We start from the raw sequence: 22,538 nt of genomic DNA, 5'->3' as shown, positions 1-22,538 counted from the left end.
CGCCGCACGATGACTCGCTCACCGGGACTTCCTAGGCTGATGCCGTGCTGGAGATCTTGCGGGACCGGTTCCGGGCACGGGTGCAGGCGAGCCTCACCCGGGCCGGGCTGACCCTGCCGTGGTGGGGGGCGTTGTGCGCGAGCGCGGTGAGCTTCGTGTTCACGGCGGTCGCGCTGGTGCAACGAGACGCCCTGCTGCCGCCCGAGCCGATCGCGCTGGCCGGCCTGATCGTGATCGCGCCGTCGCTGATCTGGGTGGCCACCGACTGGATCATGCCGTGGGTGCGGATGACGGCGCTGATCATCGCGGCCTCGGTGCTGCTCGTCGAGCCGGTGCTGCCGGATTTCGCGCCGTTGCTGCTGCTGGTCGCGGCCACCGAGGCGGGCAGTGTCCTGCGGACGACGTGGGGGATCGCCCTCGTCACGGTCGCGGGCGAGGCGGTCCTGGTCGTGGCGGGGATCTGGGGCGGGCTGATCGGCGGGCCGGTGTACATGGTCGCGATCCTGCTCGGCCTCAGCGGCGGGCTCATGGTCCGCTGGTACACCAGGGTGCTGGACGCCGAACGCGGCAACCGGGACGCCTCCCGCGACAAGGCGCTGCTCGCCGAACGGCAGCGCATCGCGCGTGAGGTGCACGACGTCGTCGGCCATTCGCTCAGCATCACGCTGCTGCACCTGACCGGCGCCCGGCACGCGCTGCAGCAGGACCGCGACGTCGACGAGGCGATCGAAGCGCTCACCGAAGCCGAGCAGGTGGGACGGGCCGCGATGGCCGACATCCGCCGCACGGTCGGCCTGCTCGCCGACTCCCCGTCGGGCAGCGCCCCGCTCCCGGGGGTGGAGGACATCGCCACGCTGGTGGAACGCACTCGCAGCGCCGGGCTGGCGGTGCGCTATACACAGGAAGGCGACCTCGGCCGGGTAGGCGCCTCGGAAGGATTGGGCCTCTACCGGATCGTGCAGGAATCACTGGTCAACGTCGTCAAACACGCCCCCGGCGCGACCGCGGAGGTCCGGCTGAACGCCGGCCGTTCGGGGTTGAAGCTCACCGTCAGCAACACCCTTCCCGCGACCGTCCGGCGCGCGGCGGAGGACGGTTCGGGACTGGCGGGGATGGCCGTCCGCGCCGCCCAGCTCGGTGCCGATCTCAGCGCCGGGCCCAGTGGCAGGCAGTGGATCGTGCAGGTCACCGTGCCGGGGGGCAAACCGTGACCGCCGCCGAGATCCAGGTGCTGCTGGTCGACGACCAGGAGCTGGTCCGGTCCGGGCTGCGGCGCATCCTGCGCCGTCGCGACGGGTTCGTCATCGCGGGGGAATGCGGCGACGGCTCGGAGGTGCCGTCGGCGCTGGCCGCGCACGAGGTCGACGTCATCGTGATGGACCTGCGGATGAAGAACGTCGGCGGGGTCGAGGCGACCAGGCGGCTGCGGCGGTCCGGCGGGCATCCGCCGGTGCTCGCGCTGACCACCTTCGACGACGACAACCTCCTGGCCGACGCGCTGCGCGCGGGCGCGGCCGGGTACGTACTCAAGGATTCACCGGCCGAGGACCTGATCCGGGCCGTGCGGGCGGTCGCCGCGGGCGACGCCTGGCTCGACCCCGGCGTCACCGGGCGGGTGCTCGCCGCGTACCGGCAGGCCGCCGGGAACGGCAGCGGCGGGCGTTCACCGGAACTGCTGACACCGAGGGAGCAGGACGTGCTCAGGGCGATCGGCCGCGGGCTGACCAACGCGGAGATCGCCGCGGCCCTCGTCATCTCGGAGGTGACCGTGAAAAGCCATATCGGCCGGATCTTCACCAAACTCCAGTTGCGGGACCGGGCGGCGGCGATCGTGTACGCGTTCGACCACGGGATCGTGGTGCCGGGCTGATGCGCAACGATGGGGGGATCATGCCGGACTCGCGACTTCGCTTCGAACTGCTCGGCCCGTTGCGGGCTTGGCACGGGGAGACCCGGCTGGATCTGGGGCCGGTCCGGCAGCAGGCCGTGCTGGCCGCGCTGCTGCTGCGCCCGGACGTGACGGTCAGCCACTACGAACTCACCGACGGGCTCTGGGAAAAGCCGCCGGAGTCGAACGTGCTGCCGGTGTACGTCCGGCGGCTGCGGCAATGCCTGGACACCTCGGGCCAGAAGCCGAGGGACTCGGTGATCGTGTCCGATCGCGGCGGCTACCGGTTCGCCAGCGGCGGGGTCCGGCTGGACGTGGTCCGGCTGGAGGAGGTCGCCGCCGTCGCGGCCGCCGCCGAGGAGTCGGGTGACCTCGTCTCCGCGGTCGAGACCTTCGCCGACGCGCTCCGGCTGTTCCACGGCGAGCCGCTGACGGGGCTGCCCGGCGCGTTCGTCCAGGGGGAGCGGCGACGGCTGGAGGAACGCCGGCTTCTGTTGCTGCGCCGGAAACTGCGGGCCCAGCTGAAGCTCGGGCGGTTCGACGAGGTGATCGGCGAGCTGTCGGCGCTGGTGTCCGCCGATCCGCCGAGCGAGCCGCTGGCCGCGTTGCTGATGCGGGCGCTCTACGGCGGCGGGCGGCAGGCGGAGGCGCTGGAGGTGTTCACCGACGTCCGCGAGCGGCTGATCGAGCAGCTCGGTGTCGAGCCGGGCGAGGAGCTGCGGCAAGTGCAGGAGGCGGTGCTGCGCGGGGACGAGGCGCTCCTCGGCGTCGCGCCGCGCCGGGAGCCGTCCCGCCGGATCCGCAACGAACTGCCCGCCGTCAACGGCGAACTCGTCGGCAGGGACCGGGAACTCGCGCTGCTCGTCGAAGACGGCGATCCGGAGTCCGTCTCGGTCGACGCCGTCGACGGTGTCCCCGGCGCCGGGAAGACCACGCTCGCGGTGCGCGCGGCACACAAGCTCCGTGAGTCCTATCCGGACGGTGCGTTGTTCGTGGATCTCCACGGCTACACCGAAGGCCGCGAGCCGGTGACGCCGGAGCGCGCGCTGCGGCGGTTGCTGCGCGCGGTCGGGGTCGAGGACGGGGCGATGCCGGACGATCTCGACGAGCTGGCCGCGTCGTGGCGGGCGGCGACCGCGCAGCTGCGGTTGCTGCTGGTGCTCGACAACGCCGAGTCGGCCGGTCAGGTGCGGCCGCTGCTGCCGTCCGGGCCGGGCAGCCGCGTGCTGGTGACCAGCCGCCGCCGTCTGTCCGGGTTGGACGCCGACCGCCGGGTTTCCCTCGGCGCGCTGGGCCTCGAAGCGGCCGAACGGCTGCTCGGGCGCATCGTGGGGGCACCGAGGGCGGAGGGGGAGCGGTTCGCCGTGCGCGCCCTCGCCGGGCTGTGCGGGCGGCTGCCGCTCGCACTGCGGATCGCGGGCGCCCGGTTACAGAACCGTCCGATGTGGACGTTCAAGGACCTGGTCGACCGGATGTCGGACGACGAGCGCAGGCTCGGCGAACTGACGGCCGAGGATCGCAGTGTCGAGGTGGCACTGCGCCTGTCGTACGAACAGCTGAGGCCCGCCGAGCAGACCGCGTTCAGCGTGCTCGGCCTGTCGCCGACGACGGAGTTCGACCGGCTGACGGTCGCCGCCCTGCTGGACAGCTCGCCCGCCGAAGCCGAGCGGCAGCTGGAAAGCCTGGTCGACGCCAGCCTCGTGCAGGAGCCCGCGAGCGGCCGCTACCGGCTGCACGATCTGGTGGCGGTCTACGCCCGGCGGCTCGCCGGGGAAATGCCCGAGGAGGACGCCGAAGCGGCCCGGAAACGGGTGTACGGGCTGTACCTCAGCGCCGCTCGCCGGGCGAGCGAATGGGGTGTGGCGCGATTCCCGGTGGAGACCGGGGGACCGTTCACCGGGCAGCGTGACGCTTCCGCCTGGCTCGACGCGGCCGGCGACCTGCCGGAGGTGGTGTCGCAAGCGGCCGAAGCCGGGCTGGACGACCTCGCGTGCTCGGTCGCCGAAGGCCTGGTCGACTATCTCGCGCGTCAGCAGCGGTACCACGAATGCCGGACGGCGTTGCAGGTCGCGCTGCCGCTCGCCGAAGAGGCCGAAGACGAACGCCTGGTCTCGTCGCTGCGTTTCTGCCTTGGCTACGCCTATGCCATGCAAGGGCAACTCGACCGGGCGCGCGGCTGGTTCGACGACGCGCTGCGGGCGGGGCAGGCCTCGGGCGACCGCGGAGTGGAGGCGCGGGCGCTCGGCGGGCTCACCATGGCGGATCTGATCGCCGGACGGCACGATCTCGCCATCCCCGGGATGCGGCGGGTGATGGTCCTCGCCGAGGAGGTGGGGGACCAATGGCTCGCCGAACGGTCGCTGTCCGCCCTGGGGTATCTCGCGTACCTGCAAGGCGAGCACGAGGAAGCGCTAGGCCACCTCGGCCGCGCTCGCGAGCTGAGCGAGGAGATCGGCAGCCCTGGGATGCTGGCCAGGGTGCTGTGCCACTGCGGCACCGTCCGGCTGGAGACCGGCAGCTTCGCCGAAGCCGCACTGGATTTCCGGCGCTCCGTCGAACTCGCCGAGGAGACCACGGACGGCCTGCTGACCGCCACCAGTCTCGCCAGGCTGGGCGCCGCGGAACTGGAGCTGGGGAATCTCGACGCCGCCTTCGAGCTCCAGCGGCGGGCGCTGACGGCGGTCACCGAGGAGACGATCGCCGGGATGGAGTCCGAAATCCGCAACCGGCTCGGCCGTACCCATCTCGCCGCGGGTGATCCGGTGGCCGCCAGGGAACACTTCGAGTGGGTGCTCACCACCATCGGCCCCGACGGTGATCCCCTGCAGCGCACTCTCGCACTGGAAGGTCTGGACCTCACCAGACAGTCGGCACGCCGGCGTTGATGATCGTGAAGCGGTGCCCCGCCATGCTCGTCTTCCAACGCGCGAAGTAGGCGTCGGCGGCGTCGGCCAGGTGCACCCCGGCGCGGACCTCGTGGACGACGCAAGCCCACTCCGCGCCGTCGCACAACACCAGTTCCCGCGGTGCGCCGCGCTTGCGGAGCACGGACGCACACAGGGCTCCGCGCCTGCCGATGCTGCCGTCGTCAAGGCGGCGACGGAGGTCTTCGACGGCGTGGCCGGCGGTCTCGAACAACGTCCAGCGGTACTTCGGCGACGGGCGGCCGTCGGCCCACGGCGTGGCGAACGCGGCCCAGCTCCAGCCCGGCCCGACGAGCCCGTCCCGTTCCCCGGGACTCGGCGTGTCGTCCCTGGGCACCACCATGTTGTACGGGGTCCGGCTCGCCGGGCTCATGCACGTCTCCTCGTGGACCTCCGGCCCGCGGCCGCGGATCGGTGCCGGAACCGTAAAGCGGAGCCATGAAATCCCGATGAAACGAGCTCCCGGTCGACTCGTCCCCTGGCGGTCACCAAGGTCGTGAAGGCCTCCTTCCTTAGTTCAACGGCTGGCGGACCGGGTTTCGGCGGTCTTCGTGCCGATCGTGATCGCGCTCGCCGTCGGCACGCTGATGTTCTGGCTCGGTACCGGCGGTTCGGTGGCGGCGGCGTTCACCGCCCGGAAGCCGCGATGGCCTTCAGCTCGGTCTTCGTGGTGTTCAACAGCCTGCGCCTGCGCGGATTCCGGAGCGTCACCGCTTGACGGGCGGACCAGACCTCCTCCAGTATGAACAAGCGTTCATGAACGCACGTTCATAACGAAGGAGGTTCTGGTATGTCCGACATCGTCAACACCGCGCAGTCGGAGGCGTGGAACGGCTACGAGGGACGGCATTGGGCCGAGCACGACGAGCGCTACGACGCGGTGAACAGCGGGTTCAACGAGTTCCTGTTCGAAGCCGCCGGAATCGGCGAGCGGGACCGGGTGCTCGACATCGGCTGCGGCAACGGGCAGGTCACCCGGCTCGCCGCCGTCCGTGCTCCGCTCGGGGCAGCGACCGGGATCGACCTGTCCGCGCCGATGCTCGCGACGGCGCGGGCGCGCGCGGAGGCCGAAGGTGTCGCGAACGTGGCGTTCGAGCAGGGCGACGTCCAGGTCTTCCCGTTCGGGGACGGGGTTTTCGACGTCGCGCTCAGCCGGTTCGCGGTGACGTTCTTCGCCGATCCGGTCGCCGCTTTCGCCAACGTGCGCCGCGCGATGCGACCCGGTGGGAAGCTCGCCTTTCTGTGCATGACCGCGCTCGCCGGAACCGATCTCGGTGCCGTTTTCGGCGCTCTGGCACCGTTTCTGCCGACCCCGACCGGCGAGGACGGTACGGGGCCGACGGCGTTCGCCGACCCGGCGCGGATCCGCTCGGTGCTGACCGGCGCCGGATTCCTCGATGTCGCCTGCGACCGGGTCGAAGCGGACCAGGTCTGGGGGAGCGATGTTCCCGACGCGGCCGGGTTCATCGCGGACTGGGGGCCGGTGAAGTACCACCTCGGCCAGGTGAGCGCCGAAGCGGCGGACAGTGCGCGAGAAGCGCTTTCGGCCGCCCTGCGGCCATTCGAGGGGGCCGGCGGTGTCCGGTTGCGCGGCGCCGCGTGGCTGGTCAGGGCGAAATCCTGATGTCACCGAGAAAAGCGGCGGCCCTGCGGCACACGGAGGACGGCCGGAGCCTGCGCGAGCACTTGATCGATACCGCCGCGGACCTGATCTCCGCGCACGGCACCGCGGAACTCACGGTACGGGCGATCGCGCGCGCGGCGGGAGTCGCCGATGGCGTGCTGTACAACCATTTCGCCGACAAGGAGGAGTTGCTGGCCGACGCCTTGGCGGAGCACGTACGGAGAGTGGAAGCCGGGCTCGGCGAGCTTCCCGAGCCCGGTTCGGCTACGGTCGAGGCCAATCTTCGCGCCCAGCTGGCGTACGGGTTGGCTCTGCACAAGGAGATCCTGCCCGCGTTCGCCGGCCTGCTGGCCCGCCCCGTCGTGCTCGCGCGGTTCGGCGAACGGGCGGGCGACGGCGAGACCTGGCGCGATCGTCTCACCGGATACCTGCGAGCGGAAAAGGAACTCGGCAGGCTCGACGGCGATGTCGGGGCGGCGACGGCCATGCTGGTCGGCGTCTGCCATGAGACGGTGCTCTCCGGTCTGCTTCCGCACGGCCCGGCCATGACCACTTCGCCGGAGGTGGAAGCCGTGGTCAGGACGGTGCTGGAGGGTATCGCGGTCCGATGACCTCCGGCACGGGTTGATCGGCGGACGTTCTGGGTAACCCGGATGTGCGACTTCAGCAGGGAGGCCGCGCGCGACGGGAAGGGTGGCTCCATGATCAGTATCGCGGAGCATCCGGTGCCGGGAACCTGGGTGCTTGACCTGCGAGCCACGACGCCGCGGGCGTTGCCGGACATGCGTGCCTGGGTGGTCAGATGCCTTCCCGATCTCGGCGAGGGGCACCGCGACGACGTCCTGCTCGCCGCGACGGAACTCGTCGCCAACGCCTACGTGCACGGGGGTGGCGCACGCCACATCCAGTTGTGGCGTGGCGTGACACCCTGCGCGGTGCGCATCGAGGTCGCGGACGTCAGTGTCGAGCAGCCCCGGGCGCGGTATTCGCAGATCGAGGATCCCCGCGGGCGCGGACTGCTCGTCGTCGACGGAGTGGCCGTGCAATGGGGCGTCCGGCGTGAGTCCGTGCGAGGCGGGAAGATCGTCTGGGCCCACATCCGGTGCGACGGCCGGTGTCCGGAAGCGCTCCCGCGCGTGCGCACGAGGCGCTCCCGGAACTGACCGGACTCAGACCGCGCGGCGCGCGGTGAGCAGGCCGAGCGCGGAGACCGCCGCGAAACCGAACAACAGCCACCTCGCCGACGCGACCACCGAAGTGCCGCCGAAGTTGACCAGCAACCCGGCGACGGCCGCGCCGAACGCGGTCGACATCGTCAGGATCGTCGCGATCGCGGCCGCCGCCTGCCCGCCCTCGCCGTCCGGGGCGGAGGTCATCGCCGCGACGGACAGATGAGGCATCGCGATGCCGATTCCGGTGCCACCGAGGAAGAGCACCGGCAGCCAGGCGAGCACGACAGGTAGCGACGGCTGCTCGGTCTGCATCAGCCCCAGCAGCGCGAATCCCGCCGCGAGGCAGACGGGCCCGGCCAGGACCAGCCGTCGTGTCTTACGCGCGGAAGCGCTGACGAGCTGGCTCACCGACCAGCCCAGGGACAGCGCGGCGGCGAAGAATCCCGCCGCCGCGGGCGGAAGGCCGCCCAGCCGCTGGCCGAACAGCGGCAAGAACGTCTCCACCGCGACGCCGGACGCCAGCACCATGATGGTCAGGTAGATCCACCGCGGCCGTGAACCCCGCCGGTAGACCGAAGCGGGCAGAACACTCGCCACTGCACGGTTTTCCGTCACCAGGAACGCGCCGACGAGCACGAGACCCAGTGCGATGAAGGCCGCCATCGCGAGGACGTCGGACAGGATCCCGGCCACGCTCACCGCCCCGGCGGCGCAGACGATCAGTGACAGCGAAACGACCGGGACCGGCGGCGACTGCGCCGGGCGTTCGACGGCGGGAAGCGCGCGGGGCACGAAGATCGCCAGCACACCCGCGGCCACCGCGAGGATCGCGAACGCCGCCCGCCACGAACCGAACTGAGCCGCGAAACCGCCGAGCGCTGGACCCGCGAAGTTGCCCACTCCGAACATCGCGGAGATCAGGGCGCTGCCCCGACTCCACAGCCGAGGCGGCAACGCCGAATGGATCAGGGCGAAGCCGAGCCCGGTCAGCAGGCCGGCGCCGAGCCCCTGTGTCCCGCGCCCGATCAGGAGGATCGGCATCGACGGGCTCGCCGCGCACAGGACCGAGCCGGCGGCGAAGACACCGAAACCGATCAGATAGGAAGCCTTGCCGCCGAAGCGGAAAGGGCCTGGCCCACCTGAATGGTCGCGACGACCTGGGCGACCAGGAACGCCGTCATGGTCCAGGCGTACAGCGGCCGCCCGCCGATGTCCTGGACGGCGGTCGGCAGGAGACTCGCCGCCACGTAGATGGTGATCGCGCCGACGAGCACGCCGCCCGCCAGCACCGCCGACGTGCTCGTATGGCGGCCCAATTCCCGCCACGACCCGACTTCTTGCCCGATGCTCACGCGGTTCTCCTTGTCGTCGAAAGGATTGCGCTTCGCATCCTGTCGGCGCGGGGAGCCCCGGTAATCGGACAAATCGGACGTGAATCACGTCACATTCTTCGTGCGGCCTTCGATGGCGGCGCGGGCGGCCTCGATCGACTTCCGGACGACGACTTCCGTGGAGTAGCCCTGTTTCTTGAAGACGCCGTCGAGGTAGAACGTGCCGTAACCATGCGCCTGGGTGAACAGCTGCTCCATCAGTTCGAGCCCGTCCTGCGGCCGGTCCGCGACGGTCAGGCAGAGCATGACGAACTGGTCGGTCAGGCGGCGGGTCTGCTCGTGCAGTGCGGCGTGCTCGGGGCCCTGCAAGCCGTCCGAGTAGATGATGTTCATCCCGGCGCGGCGTTCGATGAGGTACTCCGTGTACGCGCCGGCGGCCGCGGCGAGCGCGGCGACGGGTTCGCTCTCGGCCTCGATGGCTTTCTGCACCCTGTCGGCCAGTTGGCAGGCGACGGTGGCCGCGAGCGCGGCCAGCAGGCTCTCCTTGTCCGGGAAGTGCCGATAGGGCGCGCCCGGGCTGACCTTCGCGCGCCTGGCGACCTCGGCGACCGAGAACGCGCCGAGTCCCTGTTCGGCGATCAGGTCCAGCGAGACCCGCACGAGTTCGGCGCGAAGATCGCCGTGATGGTACTTGCCGCCCATGTCGTGGATCACACCGTCCCGGTCGCGGAATATGTAAGAGCCCTCTTACGCTAGTTGTAAGTGACCTCTTACATGGTCTCACTGTTTCTCGGAGGGTTTCATGACGACGACCACGCACGCCATCGCCGCGCCGTCCCCGGGCGCCGCACTGTCGCCGACGACGATCGAGCGTCGCGACCTGCGTCCGGACGACGTGCTGATCGACATCGCGTACGCGGGGATCTGCCACAGCGACATCCACCAGGTGAAGGAGGACTGGGGCAGCGCGATCTTCCCGATGGTGCCCGGTCACGAGATCGCCGGCGTCGTCGCCGCGGTCGGCTCCGACGTGACGAAGTACCAGGTCGGTGACCGCGTCGGGGTCGGCTGCATGGTCGATTCCTGTGGTGAGTGCGAATACTGCCTGGCGGGCACGGAGCAGTTCTGCGTCAAGGGCAACATCCAGACCTACAACGGCGTCGGCTTCGACGGCGAGAACACCTACGGCGGCTACAGCCGCCAGATCGTCGTGAAGGACGCTTTCGTCTGCCGCATCCCGGAAGGCATCGGCCTCGACGTCGCCGCCCCGCTGCTGTGCGCGGGCATCACCACCTACTCGCCGCTGAACCGCTGGGGCGCCGGGCCGGGCAAGAAGGTCGCCGTCGTCGGCCTCGGCGGACTCGGCCACATGGCGGTCAAGATCGCGGTCGCCATGGGCGCCGAGGTCACCGTGCTCAGCCAGAGCCTGAAGAAGCAGGAGGACGGCCTGAAGCTGGGTGCGAAGGACTACTTCGCGACCGGCGACGCGTCGACGTTCAAGCAGCTGCGCGGCCGCTTCGACCTGATCCTCAACACCGTTTCCGCGACGCTGCCCGTCGACTCCTACCTCGGCATGCTGCGCGTCGGCGGGGCGATGGTGAACGTCGGCGCGCCCGGCGAACCGTTGTCGTACAACGCCTTCTCGCTGCTCGGCGGGAACAGGGTGCTCGCCGGCTCGATGATCGGCGGGATCGCCGAGACGCAGGAGATGCTCGACTTCTGCGCCGAGCACGGGATCGGCGCGGAGATCGAGACGATCTCGGCCGACCAGGTGAACGTGGCCTACGACCGGGTCGAGAACAGCGACGTCCGGTACCGGTTCGTCATCGACGCGGCGACCATCGGCGCGTGACCTTCCTGCCGTCTCGTGAGTGGTAAGGACGGTTCTAACCGTCCTTACCACTCACGAGACCCGGCCAGGGGCTGGGCTTGGCCGGCGGGTTGCGAAAGCCACTTTCGCAACCCCGGCCCGCCGCGCGCCCGACACTGCCCTGGCGACCATGTTGCGAAAGCCACTTTCGCGACGTCTGGTGTCCCGAAAGTGGCTTTCGCGACACCGCCTCCCCGACCCCGGCGCTCACATCAGCAGCAGGGGCACGGTGTTCATCGCGGTGTGCGCGGCGATCGGCGCCCAAAGGTTGCGGTAGCGCGACCACAGGTAGCCGGTGAACAGGCCGAAGAACCCTTGGAACGCCACGATCGCGCCCAGCGTGAGCGGAAGCGACCCCTGTCCGTGCGTCGGCAGATGCAGCCACGCGAACAGCAGCGCCGCCAGGAGGATTCCCGGCCACCGCCCGAAAAGCGCCTCCAGCCGGGTCTGCAGCATGCCGCGGAAGAAGACCTCTTCGAGGACGTTCGCGGTGAAGAACGTCAGGGTGGCGCCGACCGCCAGGTATACGGGGTCGGGGTAATCCTCCGAGGTGGGGAGCGGCGGCGCGAGCGGGCTGAGGACATAGAGCCAGCCGAACACGAGCACCGCCGGGATCGGCGCGAGCCATCGCCATGGCTCCCGCGGCCACCACGTGAGCCGGAACGGATCGGGTTCCCCGCGCGTGCGCAGGAGAATCAACGGCAGCACGAGGAACACGAGCGGCTTGGCGAGCGCCCAGATGTCGCGGACCAGCGTCTGGTGTCCCGCCGCCGAAACCAGGAACAACGCCAGCGGCCACAGGAAGGCGATGAGAGCCAGGGCCATCGCCTGCTTTCGGAGCCTGCGCCGGTCGGGCACGCCGGGGAGCAGGTTCGGCGCGTGGAGCGGGATCCCGTGGACCAGCAGGATCCCGGCCAGCGCCGGAATCAGCGCTCCGGCAAGGGAAAGCGCCTTGTCCGAATCCGCGGACGGCTTGATCGTGTCGTGCCCGGTCGCCAGCAGCAGCGCCGGTGCGGCCACGAACACCGCGAGCCCGCCGAAGAGAATTCCCCAGGCGGGTACCGGTTTTTCTGTCATCGGGACAGGATCTTCGAAGACGGGCGAGTCCGCGTCATCACTTCGGAGGACTTCAGCCGACCGCGATGACCTTTTCCAGGCTGCGCAGGCACAACGTGAGTGCCTCGTGCTTCGGTGTCTTGTCGCGCACCAGTTCCCACGCCGTGTAGAGCATGCTCCAGAGCAGCTGCAGCAACCACTCCTTCGTCATCGCCGGATCGATCGAGCCCTCGGCGTGCCCGCGTTCGATGAGCCGGAGCAGGCGGCGGTCGTCGTCGCTCTCTTCCGTCCATTCTGGTCGGGTCACCAGATCCGGCATGGTGAACAGCAGCTGGAAGATGTCGGCGTGCTCGAAGTACTCCTGGCACAGCCGCGCCAGCACGGCGGGGACCGGGCCGTCGTCGAGCCTGGCCCGCTGAGTGCTCAGGGAGATCTTGTCGAGGGCGTCGTGACTGATCGCGTCGATCAGGTCCGAACGCTCCGCGAAGTACCGGTGCACCGTGGTGCGCCCGACGTTCGCCGCCGCCGCGATGTCGGCCAGCGAGGCGCCCGGTTGCTTGGTCAACGTCTCGATGGCCGCGTCCAGGATCGCGCGCCGGGTCCTCGCCCGGACACCCGTCTCGGTGACCACACCCTCACTCATGGCCGGTACCGTACCTCGCTTCCGATATGGAACTCGTTTGACGATTTTAGAACACTCGTGTTCCATTGAGAACCATGAACACTCCACGATTGAAGGTGCTGTGGTCGTTCGCGAGACCACACAAGGGGGCACTCGCGATCGGCTTGCTGCTAGCCCTGCTCGGTTCGGCGGCCGGCCTCGCCACACCCATGGTCACGAAGTGGGTGCTCGACTCGCTCGGTTCGTCGGCGTCGCTGGCGGGTCCCGTGCTGGCGCTGGCGGGCCTGATGGTGGTCGGCGCGGTGATCTGGCTGGGGCAGTGGATCCTGCTCGGCACGGTCGGCGAGCGGGTGGTGCTGAAGGCGCGGGAGTCGATGGTGCGGCGGTTCTTCCGCGCGACGATCCCCGCGATCACCAAGCGGCCGACGGGGGAGCTGGTCACCCGCGTCACCTCGGACACGGTGCTGTTGCGCGAGGCGGCGTCCTCCAGCGTGATCGGCCTGATCAACGGCGTGGTGATGCTCGTCGGCACCCTGGTGCTGATGAGCGTGCTCGACCCGGTGCTGCTGGGGACGACGGTGGCGGCCGTGGTCGTGGTCATCGCGCTGTTCACGTGGCTGATGCCGGCCATCGCGAAGGAACAGGAGAAGGCGCAGGACCGCGTCGGCCGTCTCGGCGGCGTCCTCGAGGGCGCGCTGCGGGCGATCCGCACGGTGAAGGCCAGCCGCGCCGAAGCCCGGCAGTCCGAGCGGATCCTGGTCGACGCGGAAGCCGCCGCCACGCACGGCGTCCGCGCGGTGCGGCGCGAGGCCGTCGCCTGGGTGGTGGCCTGGACGGGCATCCAGGCCGCGACCCTGGTGATCCTCGGGCTCGGCGCCTGGCGGGTCGACGCGGGCCTGCTCGAGGTGTCGAGCCTCATCGCGTTCCTGCTGTACGCGTTCGCGCTGATGGAGCCGATCACCGAACTGAGCCAGAACATGACCGCGTTGCAGGCGGGGATCGCCGCGGCGGGCCGGATCCGGGAGATGGACGCGCTCGAGGTGGAGGAGGACCAGGCGTCCGCCCGGACGGAGCCGTCAGGGAAACAGGACGGTCCCGTGCTGGAACTGCGTGGGGTGACCGCGGGCTACGGCGGCGATCCGGCACTGCGGGACGTCTCGCTGAAGATCCCGCGACGCGGGCACACCGCGATCGTCGGGCCGTCCGGCGCTGGCAAGACCACGATGCTGTCGCTGATCATGCGGTTCGTGCGGCCGGAGTCGGGCGCGCTGCTGCTTGACGGACGCGAGTACGCGGACCTGCCGTACGCGGACGTGCGGAGCCGGCTGGCCTACGTCGAGCAGGAGACGCCGATCGTGCCGGGGACGATACGGGAGAACCTGCTCTTCACCCATCCGGACGCGACCGAGGAAGAGGTGCGGCGGGCTCTCGGCGAAGTCCGGCTGAGCGACAAGATCGCCGCGCTCGACGACGGACTGGACACGCCGCTTTCGTCGACGTCGGTGTCCGGCGGGGAACGGCAGCGGATCGCGCTGGCCAGGGCGATCCTGCGCACGCCGGACGTGGTGCTGCTGGACGAGGCGACCGCGCAGGTCGACGGCCGGACCGAGAGCGCGATCCACGACTGCATCCGGCGGCTGGCCCGCGAGGGCGCCGTGGTCACCGTGGCGCACCGGCTGTCCACGGTGATCGACGCGGACACCATCGTGGTGATGGAGGAAGGCCGCGTCCGCGCGAGCGGCAGCCACGAACATCTGCTCGCCACCGACACGCTGTACCGGGAACTGGTGGAGGCGCTGCGGATCGCGGGGGAGGGCGCCCCGGTGCCCGGTTGATCTCCTATGCCGAGACGGCGCGGACACCCGGCGGCATCTCGCGGTTGACCTCGTCGAGCCGGGTGGCGACGGTGCGGCAGGGCTCGCAGTCCGCCAGATGCGCGGTGATCAGGTCCGCCCGGCGGCCCGGCACGCCGCCGCGGAGCCACGCGCCCATCCGGCGCCGGGCTTCCTGGCAGCACGGCGTTCTCGTTTCGGGGACCTGCGCCTGCAGGAACGCCTGGCGGAGTCCTTCGCGGGCTCGAAGGGCCAGAACGGAGGCGCCGTTGGGGGAGACTCCCAACAGCGGGGCGACGACCTTCGGCGAGTCACCTTCGGCTTCGGTCCGCCAAAGCACCGTCCGCCAGCGGCCGGGGAGCGCGCAATAGGCGGTCCAGGCCAGCCGGGCGTTCGAGCGGAGGATGAGGAGTTCGTCGGCGCCCATCGTCCCGGCGGGCTCTTCGACCGCCGGGGTCGTGCCGTACAACTCGACCCGTTTGTGGTGGTGGCTCCATTTGGCCGCGAGATTCCGGATGGTGACCGCGAGATAAGGACGGAGGTTCTCCCGCGGGCCGCCGCCGTCGCGGATGACGCTCAGGACTCGCACGAAGGCCTCGGCGACGAGGTCGTCCCGCTCGGCGGGCTCGGCGACCCAGCCGGCGGCGATCCGGCGGAGCGGCTCGGCGTGCCGCCGGAACAGGGTCTCGCCGGCGGCGATGTCACCGGCGCGGAAGGCGTCGAGCAGCGTGGCGTCCGCCGTGGTGTCGACGTCTTCCCTCATCGCGGTCTCCCGAAGTAACGGGTACGGCAGTGTACCTGCTAACCGGCCGCCGATAAACTCCGGGCGATGACGCCTGAAGCCGACGTGCCTCGGCCGGACGGCCGCGCGGCGCGCTGGGCGGGACAGCGTGAGCGCCGCCGCCGGGAGTTCGTCGACGCGGCGCTGCGCGCGATCGCCGCGCACGGTCCGGAGGTCTCCACCGAACAGATCGCCGACGAGGCGGGGGTGGCGAGAACACGGGTGTACAAGCATTTCGACGACGCCGCCGACCTGCAGCGCGCGATCGCCGACCGCGCCGTCCGGCTCATCACCGCCGAGCTGGCCCCGCTGTGGGACCCGAGCGGGACGCCGATGCAGCTGATCACCATGGCGGTCGGCGCCCATACCGGCTGGCTCGCCGAATACGGGAACCTCTACCGCTATCTCGCCCGGCATTCCCAGGCCGGGCGGCGCGGCGACGCCATCACCGACGTCAAAACGGCGATCGCCCGGCAGCTCACCATCCTGTTCGAGCACTACCTCGACACCTTCGATCTGGACGGCCGGATCGCCGAACCGCTCGCCTTCGGGCTGGTCGGCCTCGTCGACGCGAGTGCCGCGCGCTGGCTGGAGAATCCAGGCGGCCTCGAACTCCCGGAGCTCGCGGGCCAGCTGGTGCGGTGGATCTGGCGGGTCATCGACGACACGCTCCGCGAACGGGGGATCGAACTCGACCCGCATTCACCGCTGCTCGTTCCGGGTGGCTGAGCGTTCAGGATGTGGGAGCGGGAATGAAAGCCGGCCCGTCGGTGTCGGAGCGATCATGGCCACCCCCTTCGACGATCCCGCTTGGGCTTCGCTGACCGGCCCCCACGCCCACTTCGCGGAGCGCTCCGGCCAGGTCCTGCGCTACCAGGTCGACGTCGCGCCGTTCTTCGCCCTGCCGCCGGAACCGGACGACGGCGTGTGGGCCGACGTCGCCGCGCTGGCGGGTCCCGGCCAGACCGTGACCGTCCACAATTCCCTGCCCGTCCCGGCGGACTGGGAGGTCCTCGGCAGGATCGCCGGGGTCCGGCTGGTCGACGTCGCGCTCGAAGCCGCCGAAGATCCCGAAGCGGTCGTGCTGGGGCCGGACGACGTCCCGGAGATGCTGGCGCTGGTCGAACGGACCAAGCCCGGCCCGTTCCGGAAACGGACCATCGAATTGGGGACCTATCTGGGCATCCGGCGCGACGGCGAACTGGTCGCGATGGCGGGGGAACGGATGCACCCACCCGGCTGGACGGAGATCAGCGCCGTCTGCACCGACCCGGCGTATCGCGGCCAAGGGCTGGCGACGCGGCTCATCCGCGCGGTGGCGGCGGGGATCCGGGCACGCGGCGAACGCCCGATGATGCACGCGGCCGCGACCAACACTTCGGCCATCCGCCTGTACCGGTCGATCGGTTTCGAGGTGGAGCCGCGGCCGGACTTCGTGTCGGTCCGCGTTCCGGGCTCCTTGTGAAGTTGCTCTAACGAGGGATTTCAGAAACTCGCGATGGACTGAACAACACGGGCGGGCCAGACTTCGCGCCATGAAGGCATTGGTCAAAGCCGACCGAGCACCCGGGCTGGAACTCACCGACGTGCCGGACCCCGTCGTCGGCCCCGGCGACGTCGCCGTCCGCGTGCTGCGCGCCGGGATCTGCGGCACCGATCTGCACATCGACTCCTGGGACGACTGGGCGGCGCGCACCATCGCCGCGCCGCTGGTCATCGGGCACGAGTTCGTCGGCGAGGTGGTCGAGATCGGCCGGTCGGTGACGACAGTCAAGGTCGGTGACCTGGTGAGCGGCGAGGGGCACCTCGTCTGCGGGAGCTGCCGCAACTGCAAGGCCGGGCGGCGTCACCTGTGCGCCAGGACCAAGGGCCTCGGCGTGCACACCGACGGCGCCTTCGCGCAGTACGCCGTCCTGCCCGAGATGAACGCCTGGGTGCACCGCACCAAGGTCGACCTCGACATCGCCGCGATCTTCGACCCGCTCGGCAACGCCGTGCACACCGCGCTGTCCTTCCCCGTCATCGGCGAGGACGTGCTGGTCACCGGCGCCGGCCCGATCGGCATCATGGCCGCCGCCATCGCGCGGCACGCGGGCGCGCGCAACGTCGTCGTCACCGACGTCAGCGAGCACCGGCTGGAACTGGCCCGCAAGGTCGGCGTCGACCTCGCGCTGGACGTCTCCTCCTCGACCATCGCCGACGCGCAGGAGCGGCTCGGCATGGCCGAAGGCTTCGACGTCGGCATGGAGATGAGCGGACGGCCCGAGGCGCTGCGCGACATGATCGCGAACATGTCGCACGGCGGCCGTGTGGCGCTCCTGGGCCTCCCCGCTTCCGAGGTGTCGGTCGACATCGCGTCCGTGGTGCTGAAGATGATCCAGATCAAGGGGATCTACGGACGCGAGATGTTCGAGACGTGGTACTCGATGTCCGTGCTGCTGCAGGCCGGGCTGGACATCTCGCCGGTGGTCACCCACCGGTTCGGCTACACCGAATACGAGAAGGCGTTCGCGACGGCCAGGGAAGGCCGCTGCGGCAAGGTCATTCTGGACTGGACGGAGAACTGATGTACGGCGCGATGCGCGACGACCTCAAGGCCGGGCTCGCCGAGATCCGGGAAGCCGGGCTGTACAAGGGCGAGCGGGTGATCCAGGGGCCGCAACGGGCTTCGGTCAGTGTCGGCGACGGCGACGTCCTCAACTTCTGCGCGAACAACTACCTCGGCCTCGCCGACCACCCCAGGCTGATCAAGGCCGCCCAGGATGCGCTGGACCGCTGGGGCTTCGGCATGGCGTCGGTGCGGTTCATCTGCGGGACCCAGCAGCCGCACAAGGAGCTCGAGGCGAAGCTGTCGGAATTCCTCGGCACCGAGGACACGATCCTCTACAGCTCCTGTTTCGACGCCAACGCGGGGCTTTTCGAGACGCTGCTGACGGATCAGGACGTCATCATCTCCGACGAGCTCAACCACGCGTCGATCATCGACGGCGTCCGGCTGTGCAAGGCGAAGCGGATGCGCTACCGCAACCGGGACGTCGCGGATCTGGAAGCCCGCCTGAAGGAGGCGTCCGGCGCGCGCTACCGGATGATCGCCACCGACGGCGTGTTCTCGATGGACGGTTACCTCGCGCCGCTCGACGAGATCTGCGAGCTGGCCGAGCGCTACGACGCGCTGGTGATGGTCGACGACTCGCACGCCGTCGGCTTCACCGGTCCGACTGGCCGCGGTACGCCCGAGCTGTTCGGCGTCCAGGACAAGGTCGACGTGCTGACCGGCACCCTCGGCAAGGCGCTGGGCGGCGCGAGCGGCGGTTACACCTCAGGCCGCGCGGAGATCGTCGAGATGCTGCGGCAGCGTTCGCGGCCGTACCTGTTCTCGAACTCGCTGGCGCCGTCGATCACCGCGGCCGCGCTCGCCACGCTGGAACTACTGGAGTCCTCGGGCGAGCTGCTGGACAAGCTGCGCGCCAACACCGAGCTGTTCCGGCGCCGGATGACCGAGGCCGGCTTCGACCTGCTGCCGGGCGAGCACCCCATCATCCCGGTGATGATCGGCGACGCCGCCAAGGCCGGCAAGATGGCGGATCTGCTGCTCGACCAGGGCATCTACGTGATCGGTTTCTCCTACCCGGTGGTGCCGCACGGTAAGGCGCGGATCCGGACGCAGATGTCGGCCGCGCACTCGACCGACGACGTCAACCGGGCCGTCGACGCGTTCGTAACGGCAAGGTCCATGATGGACGAATGATCGATCCGCGACGGCTGCGCGTGCTGCGTGCCCTCGCCGACCACGGAACCGTGACGGCGGCGGGCCAGGCGCTGCACCTCACGCCGTCCGCGGTCTCCCAGCAGCTGGCCGCCCTCGAAGCAGAGTGCGGCCAGCAGCTGCTTCGCCGCCGGGGCAGGCGGGTTTCGCTGACCCCCGCGGGTGAACTGATGGTGGTGCACGCCAACGCCGTCGCGGCCGAACTGGAACGGGCGCAGGCCACGCTGGCCGCGCTCGATTCCGGTGTCCAGGGCATGGTGCGCCTGGCGAGTTTCGCCTCCGCGATCACGATGGTCGTCGCGCCGGCGATCGCCTCCTTGCGCGCCGGCTCGCCTGGCGTGTCGATACAGGTCCAGGACGTCGAGGGGCACGCGAGCATCCCGTTGCTGCTCGACGGCGAGGTCGACCTGGCGATCACCGAGGAGTACCGGCTTTCGCCACGGACGGATGAAAGCAGGCTCACCCGGTTCCCCCTGTACGTGGAGCCGTTCGACGTCGTGCTGCCCACCGCGCACCGGCTCGCGGAAGCGTCCGAAGTGGACATCGAAGCTCTCGCCGACGACGAGTGGATCGCGCCGAAGCCCGGGAATCCGTGCCGCGACGTGCTGATGATCGTCTGCGCCAACCCGGCGATCCGGCACGTCTCCGACGATTTCCACGCGATCACCACCCTGGTCGCCGCGGGCGAGGGTGTGGCGCTGGTGCCGCGTAACGCTTTCGCCGCCGTCCACGGAGCTGTCGCCGTCCCGTTGCGTGGCGAGCCGCCGCTGCGCCGCGTGTTCGCCGCCGTCCGGCGGGGGAGCGCGGACCACCCGCTGCTCAAGACCGTGCTCGCCGCGCTGCTGGACGCGGCGCCGGGCCATGCGAATGCGGACCGCGGGAGTCGCACATAAGATCTTGGCACCAGCCGTCGAAGGAAAGACAGGGTGCGGATGCTCCAGATCGATGCCCTCACCTGGATCGTCACGATCGGGCTGGTGCTCGGGCTCCTGGCACTCGATCTCATCCTCGCGGCGGTGCGGCCGCACAAGGTCGGCTTCGCCGAGGCGGTGGCCTGGTCGGTCGGCTACATCCTGGTCGCGGTGGCGTTCGGCGTCTGGCTGACGCTCGCGCACGGTGGCGACTTCGGGCAGCAGTACTTCGCGGGTTACATCGTCGAGAAGAGCCTGTCCGTCGACAACCTCTTCGTCTTCGTGATCATCATGAGCACCTTCGCGGTACCCGAGGAACATCAGCACAAGGTGCTCACGTTCGGCATCGTCGTCGCCCTGATCATGCGCGCGATCTTCATCGCGCTCGGCGCCACGCTGCTTTCCTTGTTCTCCTTCATGTTCCTGCTGTTCGGGCTGTTGCTGATCTACACCGGCGTCCAGCTGTTCCGGCATCGCGACGAGGATCCGGACGTCGAGAACAACGTGGTGGTGCGGTCCGCGCGGAGGCTGCTGCCGCTGTCCACCGAATACGACGGCGGCAAGCTCGTGACCCGTGTTGACGGGAAGAAGGTGGGTACGCCGCTGGTCGTGGTGCTGCTCGCGATCGGCGGGATCGACCTGCTGTTCGCGCTGGACTCGATCCCCGCGGTCTTCGGCGTCACCGACGAGCCGTACCTGGTCTTCGCGGCCAACGCGTTCGCCCTGCTGGGCTTGCGAGCGCTGTATTTCCTGGTGAAGGGCCTGCTCGACCGTCTGGTGTACCTGTCGGCCGGGCTCGCGGTGATCCTCGGGTTCATCGGGATCAAGCTGATCCTGCACTGGGCACACGTGGACATCGACGAGCGTGTTCCGGAGATCTCGACGCCGGTCAGCCTGTCGGTGATCATCGGCATCCTCGTCGTGGTGACGGTGGCGAGCCTGGTCAAGACCCGCAAGGATCCGTCCGTCAAGGCGCATCCGGGCTCGCTGCGCGGATCCCGCCCTCACGAAGAGGACTAGCGCCAGCCGCGTTCGAGAAGATCGAAGATCCTCTCGACGTCCTCTCGCGGATCCGGGCGGCCCCTGGTGAGCGCCGGGATGTCCAGCACGAAACGCGCGAGCGCGTGGCAGGCGATGTCGTCGGAGTCCGCGCCGGTGTCTTCTGCGATCGCGGCGCCGAGGGTCGCGGCGTGCCGGGTCCACATGCGCTCGCCGTACTCCTGCAGTGCCGGGGTGCCGGTCACCAGCGCGGTGAACTCGGCGTATTGGGGGTGTGTCGTGAGCGGAAGCCACGTCGCGAGCACGTACTCGCGCAACGCCTCGACGATGCTCTGCCCCTTTTTGCGCTCCCGGACCGCGGCGACCAAGCGCTCTTCGCGGTCCTGGGACTCGTCGAAGACCAACGCCTCCTTGCCGGGGAAGTGCTTGAACAGCGTCGTCGTCGAGACGTCGGCCGCCTCGGCGATGTCCCGGATGCTCACCTGGTCGTAGCCCCGCGCCAGGAACAACTTCAGCGCGGCGTCCGCCAGCGCTTGGCGGGTGGCCGCCTTCTTGCGCTCACGCCGTCCCGGTGTCTCCATGAGCGCACCCTACCGCATGGGTTGTCGCGGTCACTAAGTTGACTCGTTGCACTTTTTAACTCGTTCTGCTTTTCTGGGGTCATGACGATCAGCATCATCGGAGCGGGTCCCGGCGGCCTGACCTGTGCCCGCATCCTGCAGAAACACGGCGTCCCCGTGACGGTCTACGAGCGCGACCCGCATCCCCGGGCGCGGAACCAGGGCGGCACCCTCGACCTCCACGCGGACGACGGGCAGCTGGCCCTGCGCGAAGCCGGCCTGCTCGACGAGTTCTTCGCACTCGCCCGCCCGGAAGGGCAGGAGATGCGCAAACTGGATCCTCTTGGGCGTCTCTTGGAGCACCATGTCCCCGCCGCAGGGGAGTTGTTCAAGCCGGAGATCGATCGCGGTCAGCTCCGCGAGCTTCTGCTCGACTCGCTGGAGCCGGGCACTGTCCACTGGGGACGGACCCTGGATCGGGTCGAAGCTCCCGGGCGCTTGCTGTTCACGGACGGAGCGACGGTCGAGACGGATCTGGTCATCGGCGCCGACGGCGCGTGGTCACGGGTCCGCCCGGCGGTTTCCGCGGCCGTGCCCGAATACGCGGGGATCACCTTCCTGGAGGCGTGGTTCGACGACGTCGAGAACGCGCACCCCGAACTCGCCGAACTCGTCGGCCAGGGCAGCGCGATGGCGGCCGACGGCGAGCGGTGCCTTTTCGCCCAGCGCAACAGTGGAGACCACATCCGGGTCTACATCATCCAGCGGCTGCCCGCGGACTGGATCGGGTCGACGCCCGATGTCCGAAGTCGGCTGCTGGACGCGTTTTCCGGCTGGTCGCCGTCGATGTTGCGGATGATCACCGAGAACGACGGGCCGTACGTCGACCGTCCGTTGTACGTCCTGCCCGTTCCGCACAGGTGGGAGCAGAAGCCTTGGGTGACCTTACTCGGCGATGCGGCTCACCTGATGCCGCCGCTCGGTGTCGGTGTCAATCTGTCCATGGTCGACGCTTGTGAACTCGCTCTCGCGCTGGCCGGCTCTGCTTCGGTCGGTGATGCTGTCGCGCTTTACGAGAAGACCATGTTGCCGCGGTCGGAGGAGATCGCGCGGCGGCTGGAGAATGGTGCCGAAGGGTTGCTCGATGTCGATTAGTGTTGCTGTGTAAGGGAATTGGTCTTTTTGTCGGTGGTCGGTTGTAG

The 22,538-nt window shown here is 69.8% G+C and carries 23 protein-coding genes and 1 pseudogene; 16 read left to right on the top strand and 8 right to left on the bottom strand.

Features of this window, described 5'->3' with window-relative positions:
- Positions 1-44: 44 nt before the first annotated feature.
- From ACZ1DY_RS26410 to ACZ1DY_RS26400, 3 genes are read left to right on the top strand one after another with little or no spacing between them, the layout of a single operon-like run.
- The gene (locus ACZ1DY_RS26410; protein ID WP_465481213.1) at positions 45-1,211 is read left to right on the top strand and encodes a sensor histidine kinase; all 1,167 of its coding nucleotides are present in this window, start codon (positions 45-47) and stop codon (positions 1,209-1,211) included.
- Positions 1,208-1,870 (top strand): response regulator, encoded by a 663-nt coding sequence (locus tag ACZ1DY_RS26405; protein WP_257485956.1) that lies wholly within the window; start codon positions 1,208-1,210, stop codon positions 1,868-1,870. Before ACZ1DY_RS26410 ends, ACZ1DY_RS26405 begins: the two co-directional genes overlap by 4 nt.
- On the top strand, positions 1,870-4,773 hold the full coding sequence (locus ACZ1DY_RS26400; RefSeq protein WP_465481212.1) for an AfsR/SARP family transcriptional regulator: 2,904 nt from the start codon (positions 1,870-1,872) through the stop codon (positions 4,771-4,773). Before ACZ1DY_RS26405 ends, ACZ1DY_RS26400 begins: the two co-directional genes overlap by 1 nt.
- Here ACZ1DY_RS26400 and ACZ1DY_RS26395 read toward each other — a convergent pair.
- Positions 4,745-5,185 carry a hypothetical protein gene (locus ACZ1DY_RS26395; protein ID WP_465481211.1) on the bottom strand — a complete coding sequence of 147 codons (441 nt, stop codon included), beginning with the start codon at positions 5,183-5,185 and terminating at the stop codon, positions 4,745-4,747. The two genes, ACZ1DY_RS26400 and ACZ1DY_RS26395, sit on opposite strands and share 29 nt — an antisense overlap.
- Positions 5,186-5,327: 142 nt before the next feature.
- Here ACZ1DY_RS26395 and ACZ1DY_RS26390 point away from each other — a divergent pair.
- From ACZ1DY_RS26390 to ACZ1DY_RS26375, 4 genes and pseudogenes are all read left to right on the top strand, one after another.
- Positions 5,328-5,525: pseudogene (locus ACZ1DY_RS26390) on the top strand (hypothetical protein); the annotation flags it as partial.
- A 77-nt stretch (positions 5,526-5,602) separates the two neighbouring features.
- Complete coding sequence (locus tag ACZ1DY_RS26385; RefSeq protein ID WP_465481210.1) at positions 5,603-6,436, top strand: class I SAM-dependent methyltransferase; 834 nt, start codon at positions 5,603-5,605, stop codon at positions 6,434-6,436.
- Positions 6,436-7,047: a TetR/AcrR family transcriptional regulator gene (locus tag ACZ1DY_RS26380; protein WP_465481209.1), complete on the top strand. Its 612-nt coding sequence runs from the start codon at positions 6,436-6,438 to the stop codon at positions 7,045-7,047. The genes ACZ1DY_RS26385 and ACZ1DY_RS26380 overlap by 1 nt, the downstream gene beginning before the upstream one ends.
- A 90-nt stretch (positions 7,048-7,137) precedes the next feature.
- Positions 7,138-7,599 (top strand): ATP-binding protein, encoded by a 462-nt coding sequence (locus ACZ1DY_RS26375; RefSeq protein WP_126737643.1) that lies wholly within the window; start codon positions 7,138-7,140, stop codon positions 7,597-7,599.
- A 6-nt stretch (positions 7,600-7,605) separates the two neighbouring features.
- On the opposite strand, the gene ACZ1DY_RS26370 is transcribed toward ACZ1DY_RS26375, so the two are convergent.
- From ACZ1DY_RS26370 to ACZ1DY_RS26360, 3 genes are all read right to left on the bottom strand, one after another.
- The gene (locus tag ACZ1DY_RS26370) at positions 7,606-8,670 is read right to left on the bottom strand and encodes an MFS transporter (RefSeq protein ID WP_465485712.1); all 1,065 of its coding nucleotides are present in this window, start codon (positions 8,668-8,670) and stop codon (positions 7,606-7,608) included.
- Between the two features lie 32 nt (positions 8,671-8,702).
- Positions 8,703-8,960, bottom strand: a complete 258-nt coding sequence (locus ACZ1DY_RS26365; RefSeq protein WP_465485836.1) for a hypothetical protein — start codon at positions 8,958-8,960, stop codon at positions 8,703-8,705.
- A gap of 84 nt (positions 8,961-9,044) precedes the next feature.
- Positions 9,045-9,653 (bottom strand): TetR/AcrR family transcriptional regulator, encoded by a 609-nt coding sequence (locus tag ACZ1DY_RS26360; RefSeq protein ID WP_126737641.1) that lies wholly within the window; start codon positions 9,651-9,653, stop codon positions 9,045-9,047.
- Between the two features lie 88 nt (positions 9,654-9,741).
- Here ACZ1DY_RS26360 and ACZ1DY_RS26355 point away from each other — a divergent pair, with 88 nt between their 5' ends.
- Positions 9,742-10,791 carry an NAD(P)-dependent alcohol dehydrogenase gene (locus tag ACZ1DY_RS26355; RefSeq protein ID WP_378341914.1) on the top strand — a complete coding sequence of 350 codons (1,050 nt, stop codon included), beginning with the start codon at positions 9,742-9,744 and terminating at the stop codon, positions 10,789-10,791.
- 225 nt (positions 10,792-11,016) lie between these two features.
- Here the strand turns inward: ACZ1DY_RS26355 and ACZ1DY_RS26350 are convergent, their stop codons facing one another.
- The gene (locus tag ACZ1DY_RS26350; protein WP_465481208.1) at positions 11,017-11,886 is read right to left on the bottom strand and encodes a lysostaphin resistance A-like protein; all 870 of its coding nucleotides are present in this window, start codon (positions 11,884-11,886) and stop codon (positions 11,017-11,019) included.
- A 52-nt stretch (positions 11,887-11,938) separates the two neighbouring features.
- Positions 11,939-12,508: a TetR/AcrR family transcriptional regulator gene (locus ACZ1DY_RS26345; RefSeq protein ID WP_257485965.1), complete on the bottom strand. Its 570-nt coding sequence runs from the start codon at positions 12,506-12,508 to the stop codon at positions 11,939-11,941.
- Positions 12,509-12,582: 74 nt separating this feature from the next.
- Here ACZ1DY_RS26345 and ACZ1DY_RS26340 point away from each other — a divergent pair, with 74 nt between their 5' ends.
- Complete coding sequence (locus ACZ1DY_RS26340; RefSeq protein ID WP_465481207.1) at positions 12,583-14,322, top strand: ABC transporter ATP-binding protein; 1,740 nt, start codon at positions 12,583-12,585, stop codon at positions 14,320-14,322.
- Between the two features lie 4 nt (positions 14,323-14,326).
- On the opposite strand, the gene ACZ1DY_RS26335 is transcribed toward ACZ1DY_RS26340, so the two are convergent.
- Positions 14,327-15,082, bottom strand: a complete 756-nt coding sequence (locus ACZ1DY_RS26335) for a zf-HC2 domain-containing protein (protein ID WP_257485967.1) — start codon at positions 15,080-15,082, stop codon at positions 14,327-14,329.
- Between the two features lie 66 nt (positions 15,083-15,148).
- Between ACZ1DY_RS26335 and ACZ1DY_RS26330 the strand changes: the two genes are divergently transcribed.
- From ACZ1DY_RS26330 to ACZ1DY_RS26305, 6 genes are all read left to right on the top strand, one after another.
- Positions 15,149-15,829 carry a TetR/AcrR family transcriptional regulator gene (locus ACZ1DY_RS26330; RefSeq protein ID WP_257485968.1) on the top strand — a complete coding sequence of 227 codons (681 nt, stop codon included), beginning with the start codon at positions 15,149-15,151 and terminating at the stop codon, positions 15,827-15,829.
- Positions 15,830-15,884: 55 nt separating this feature from the next.
- The gene (locus tag ACZ1DY_RS26325) at positions 15,885-16,565 is read left to right on the top strand and encodes a GNAT family N-acetyltransferase (protein ID WP_257485969.1); all 681 of its coding nucleotides are present in this window, start codon (positions 15,885-15,887) and stop codon (positions 16,563-16,565) included.
- 70 nt (positions 16,566-16,635) lie between these two features.
- Complete coding sequence (gene tdh, locus ACZ1DY_RS26320; protein WP_126737634.1) at positions 16,636-17,667, top strand: L-threonine 3-dehydrogenase; 1,032 nt, start codon at positions 16,636-16,638, stop codon at positions 17,665-17,667.
- Positions 17,667-18,848, top strand: coding sequence for a glycine C-acetyltransferase (locus ACZ1DY_RS26315; protein WP_465481206.1), 1,182 nt, complete (start codon positions 17,667-17,669; stop codon positions 18,846-18,848). The genes tdh and ACZ1DY_RS26315 overlap by 1 nt, the downstream gene beginning before the upstream one ends.
- Positions 18,845-19,759, top strand: a complete 915-nt coding sequence (locus tag ACZ1DY_RS26310) for a LysR family transcriptional regulator (protein WP_465481205.1) — start codon at positions 18,845-18,847, stop codon at positions 19,757-19,759. Before ACZ1DY_RS26315 ends, ACZ1DY_RS26310 begins: the two co-directional genes overlap by 4 nt.
- 39 nt (positions 19,760-19,798) lie before the next feature.
- A complete protein-coding gene (locus ACZ1DY_RS26305; protein ID WP_465481204.1) occupies positions 19,799-20,797 on the top strand; it encodes a TerC/Alx family metal homeostasis membrane protein in 999 nt (332 codons plus the stop codon).
- On the opposite strand, the gene ACZ1DY_RS26300 is transcribed toward ACZ1DY_RS26305, so the two are convergent.
- Positions 20,794-21,357 (bottom strand): TetR/AcrR family transcriptional regulator, encoded by a 564-nt coding sequence (locus tag ACZ1DY_RS26300; RefSeq protein ID WP_465481203.1) that lies wholly within the window; start codon positions 21,355-21,357, stop codon positions 20,794-20,796. The genes ACZ1DY_RS26305 and ACZ1DY_RS26300 overlap by 4 nt on opposite strands.
- A gap of 81 nt (positions 21,358-21,438) precedes the next feature.
- On the opposite strand from ACZ1DY_RS26300, the gene ACZ1DY_RS26295 reads away from it, so the two are divergent.
- Positions 21,439-22,491, top strand: coding sequence for an FAD-dependent oxidoreductase (locus tag ACZ1DY_RS26295; protein WP_465481202.1), 1,053 nt, complete (start codon positions 21,439-21,441; stop codon positions 22,489-22,491).
- The last annotated feature ends 47 nt before the right edge of the window (positions 22,492-22,538 follow it).

It is taken from the genome of Amycolatopsis sp. PSD-21, assembly GCF_055561455.1.
This window is presented reverse-complemented; position numbering and strand designations above follow the sequence as displayed.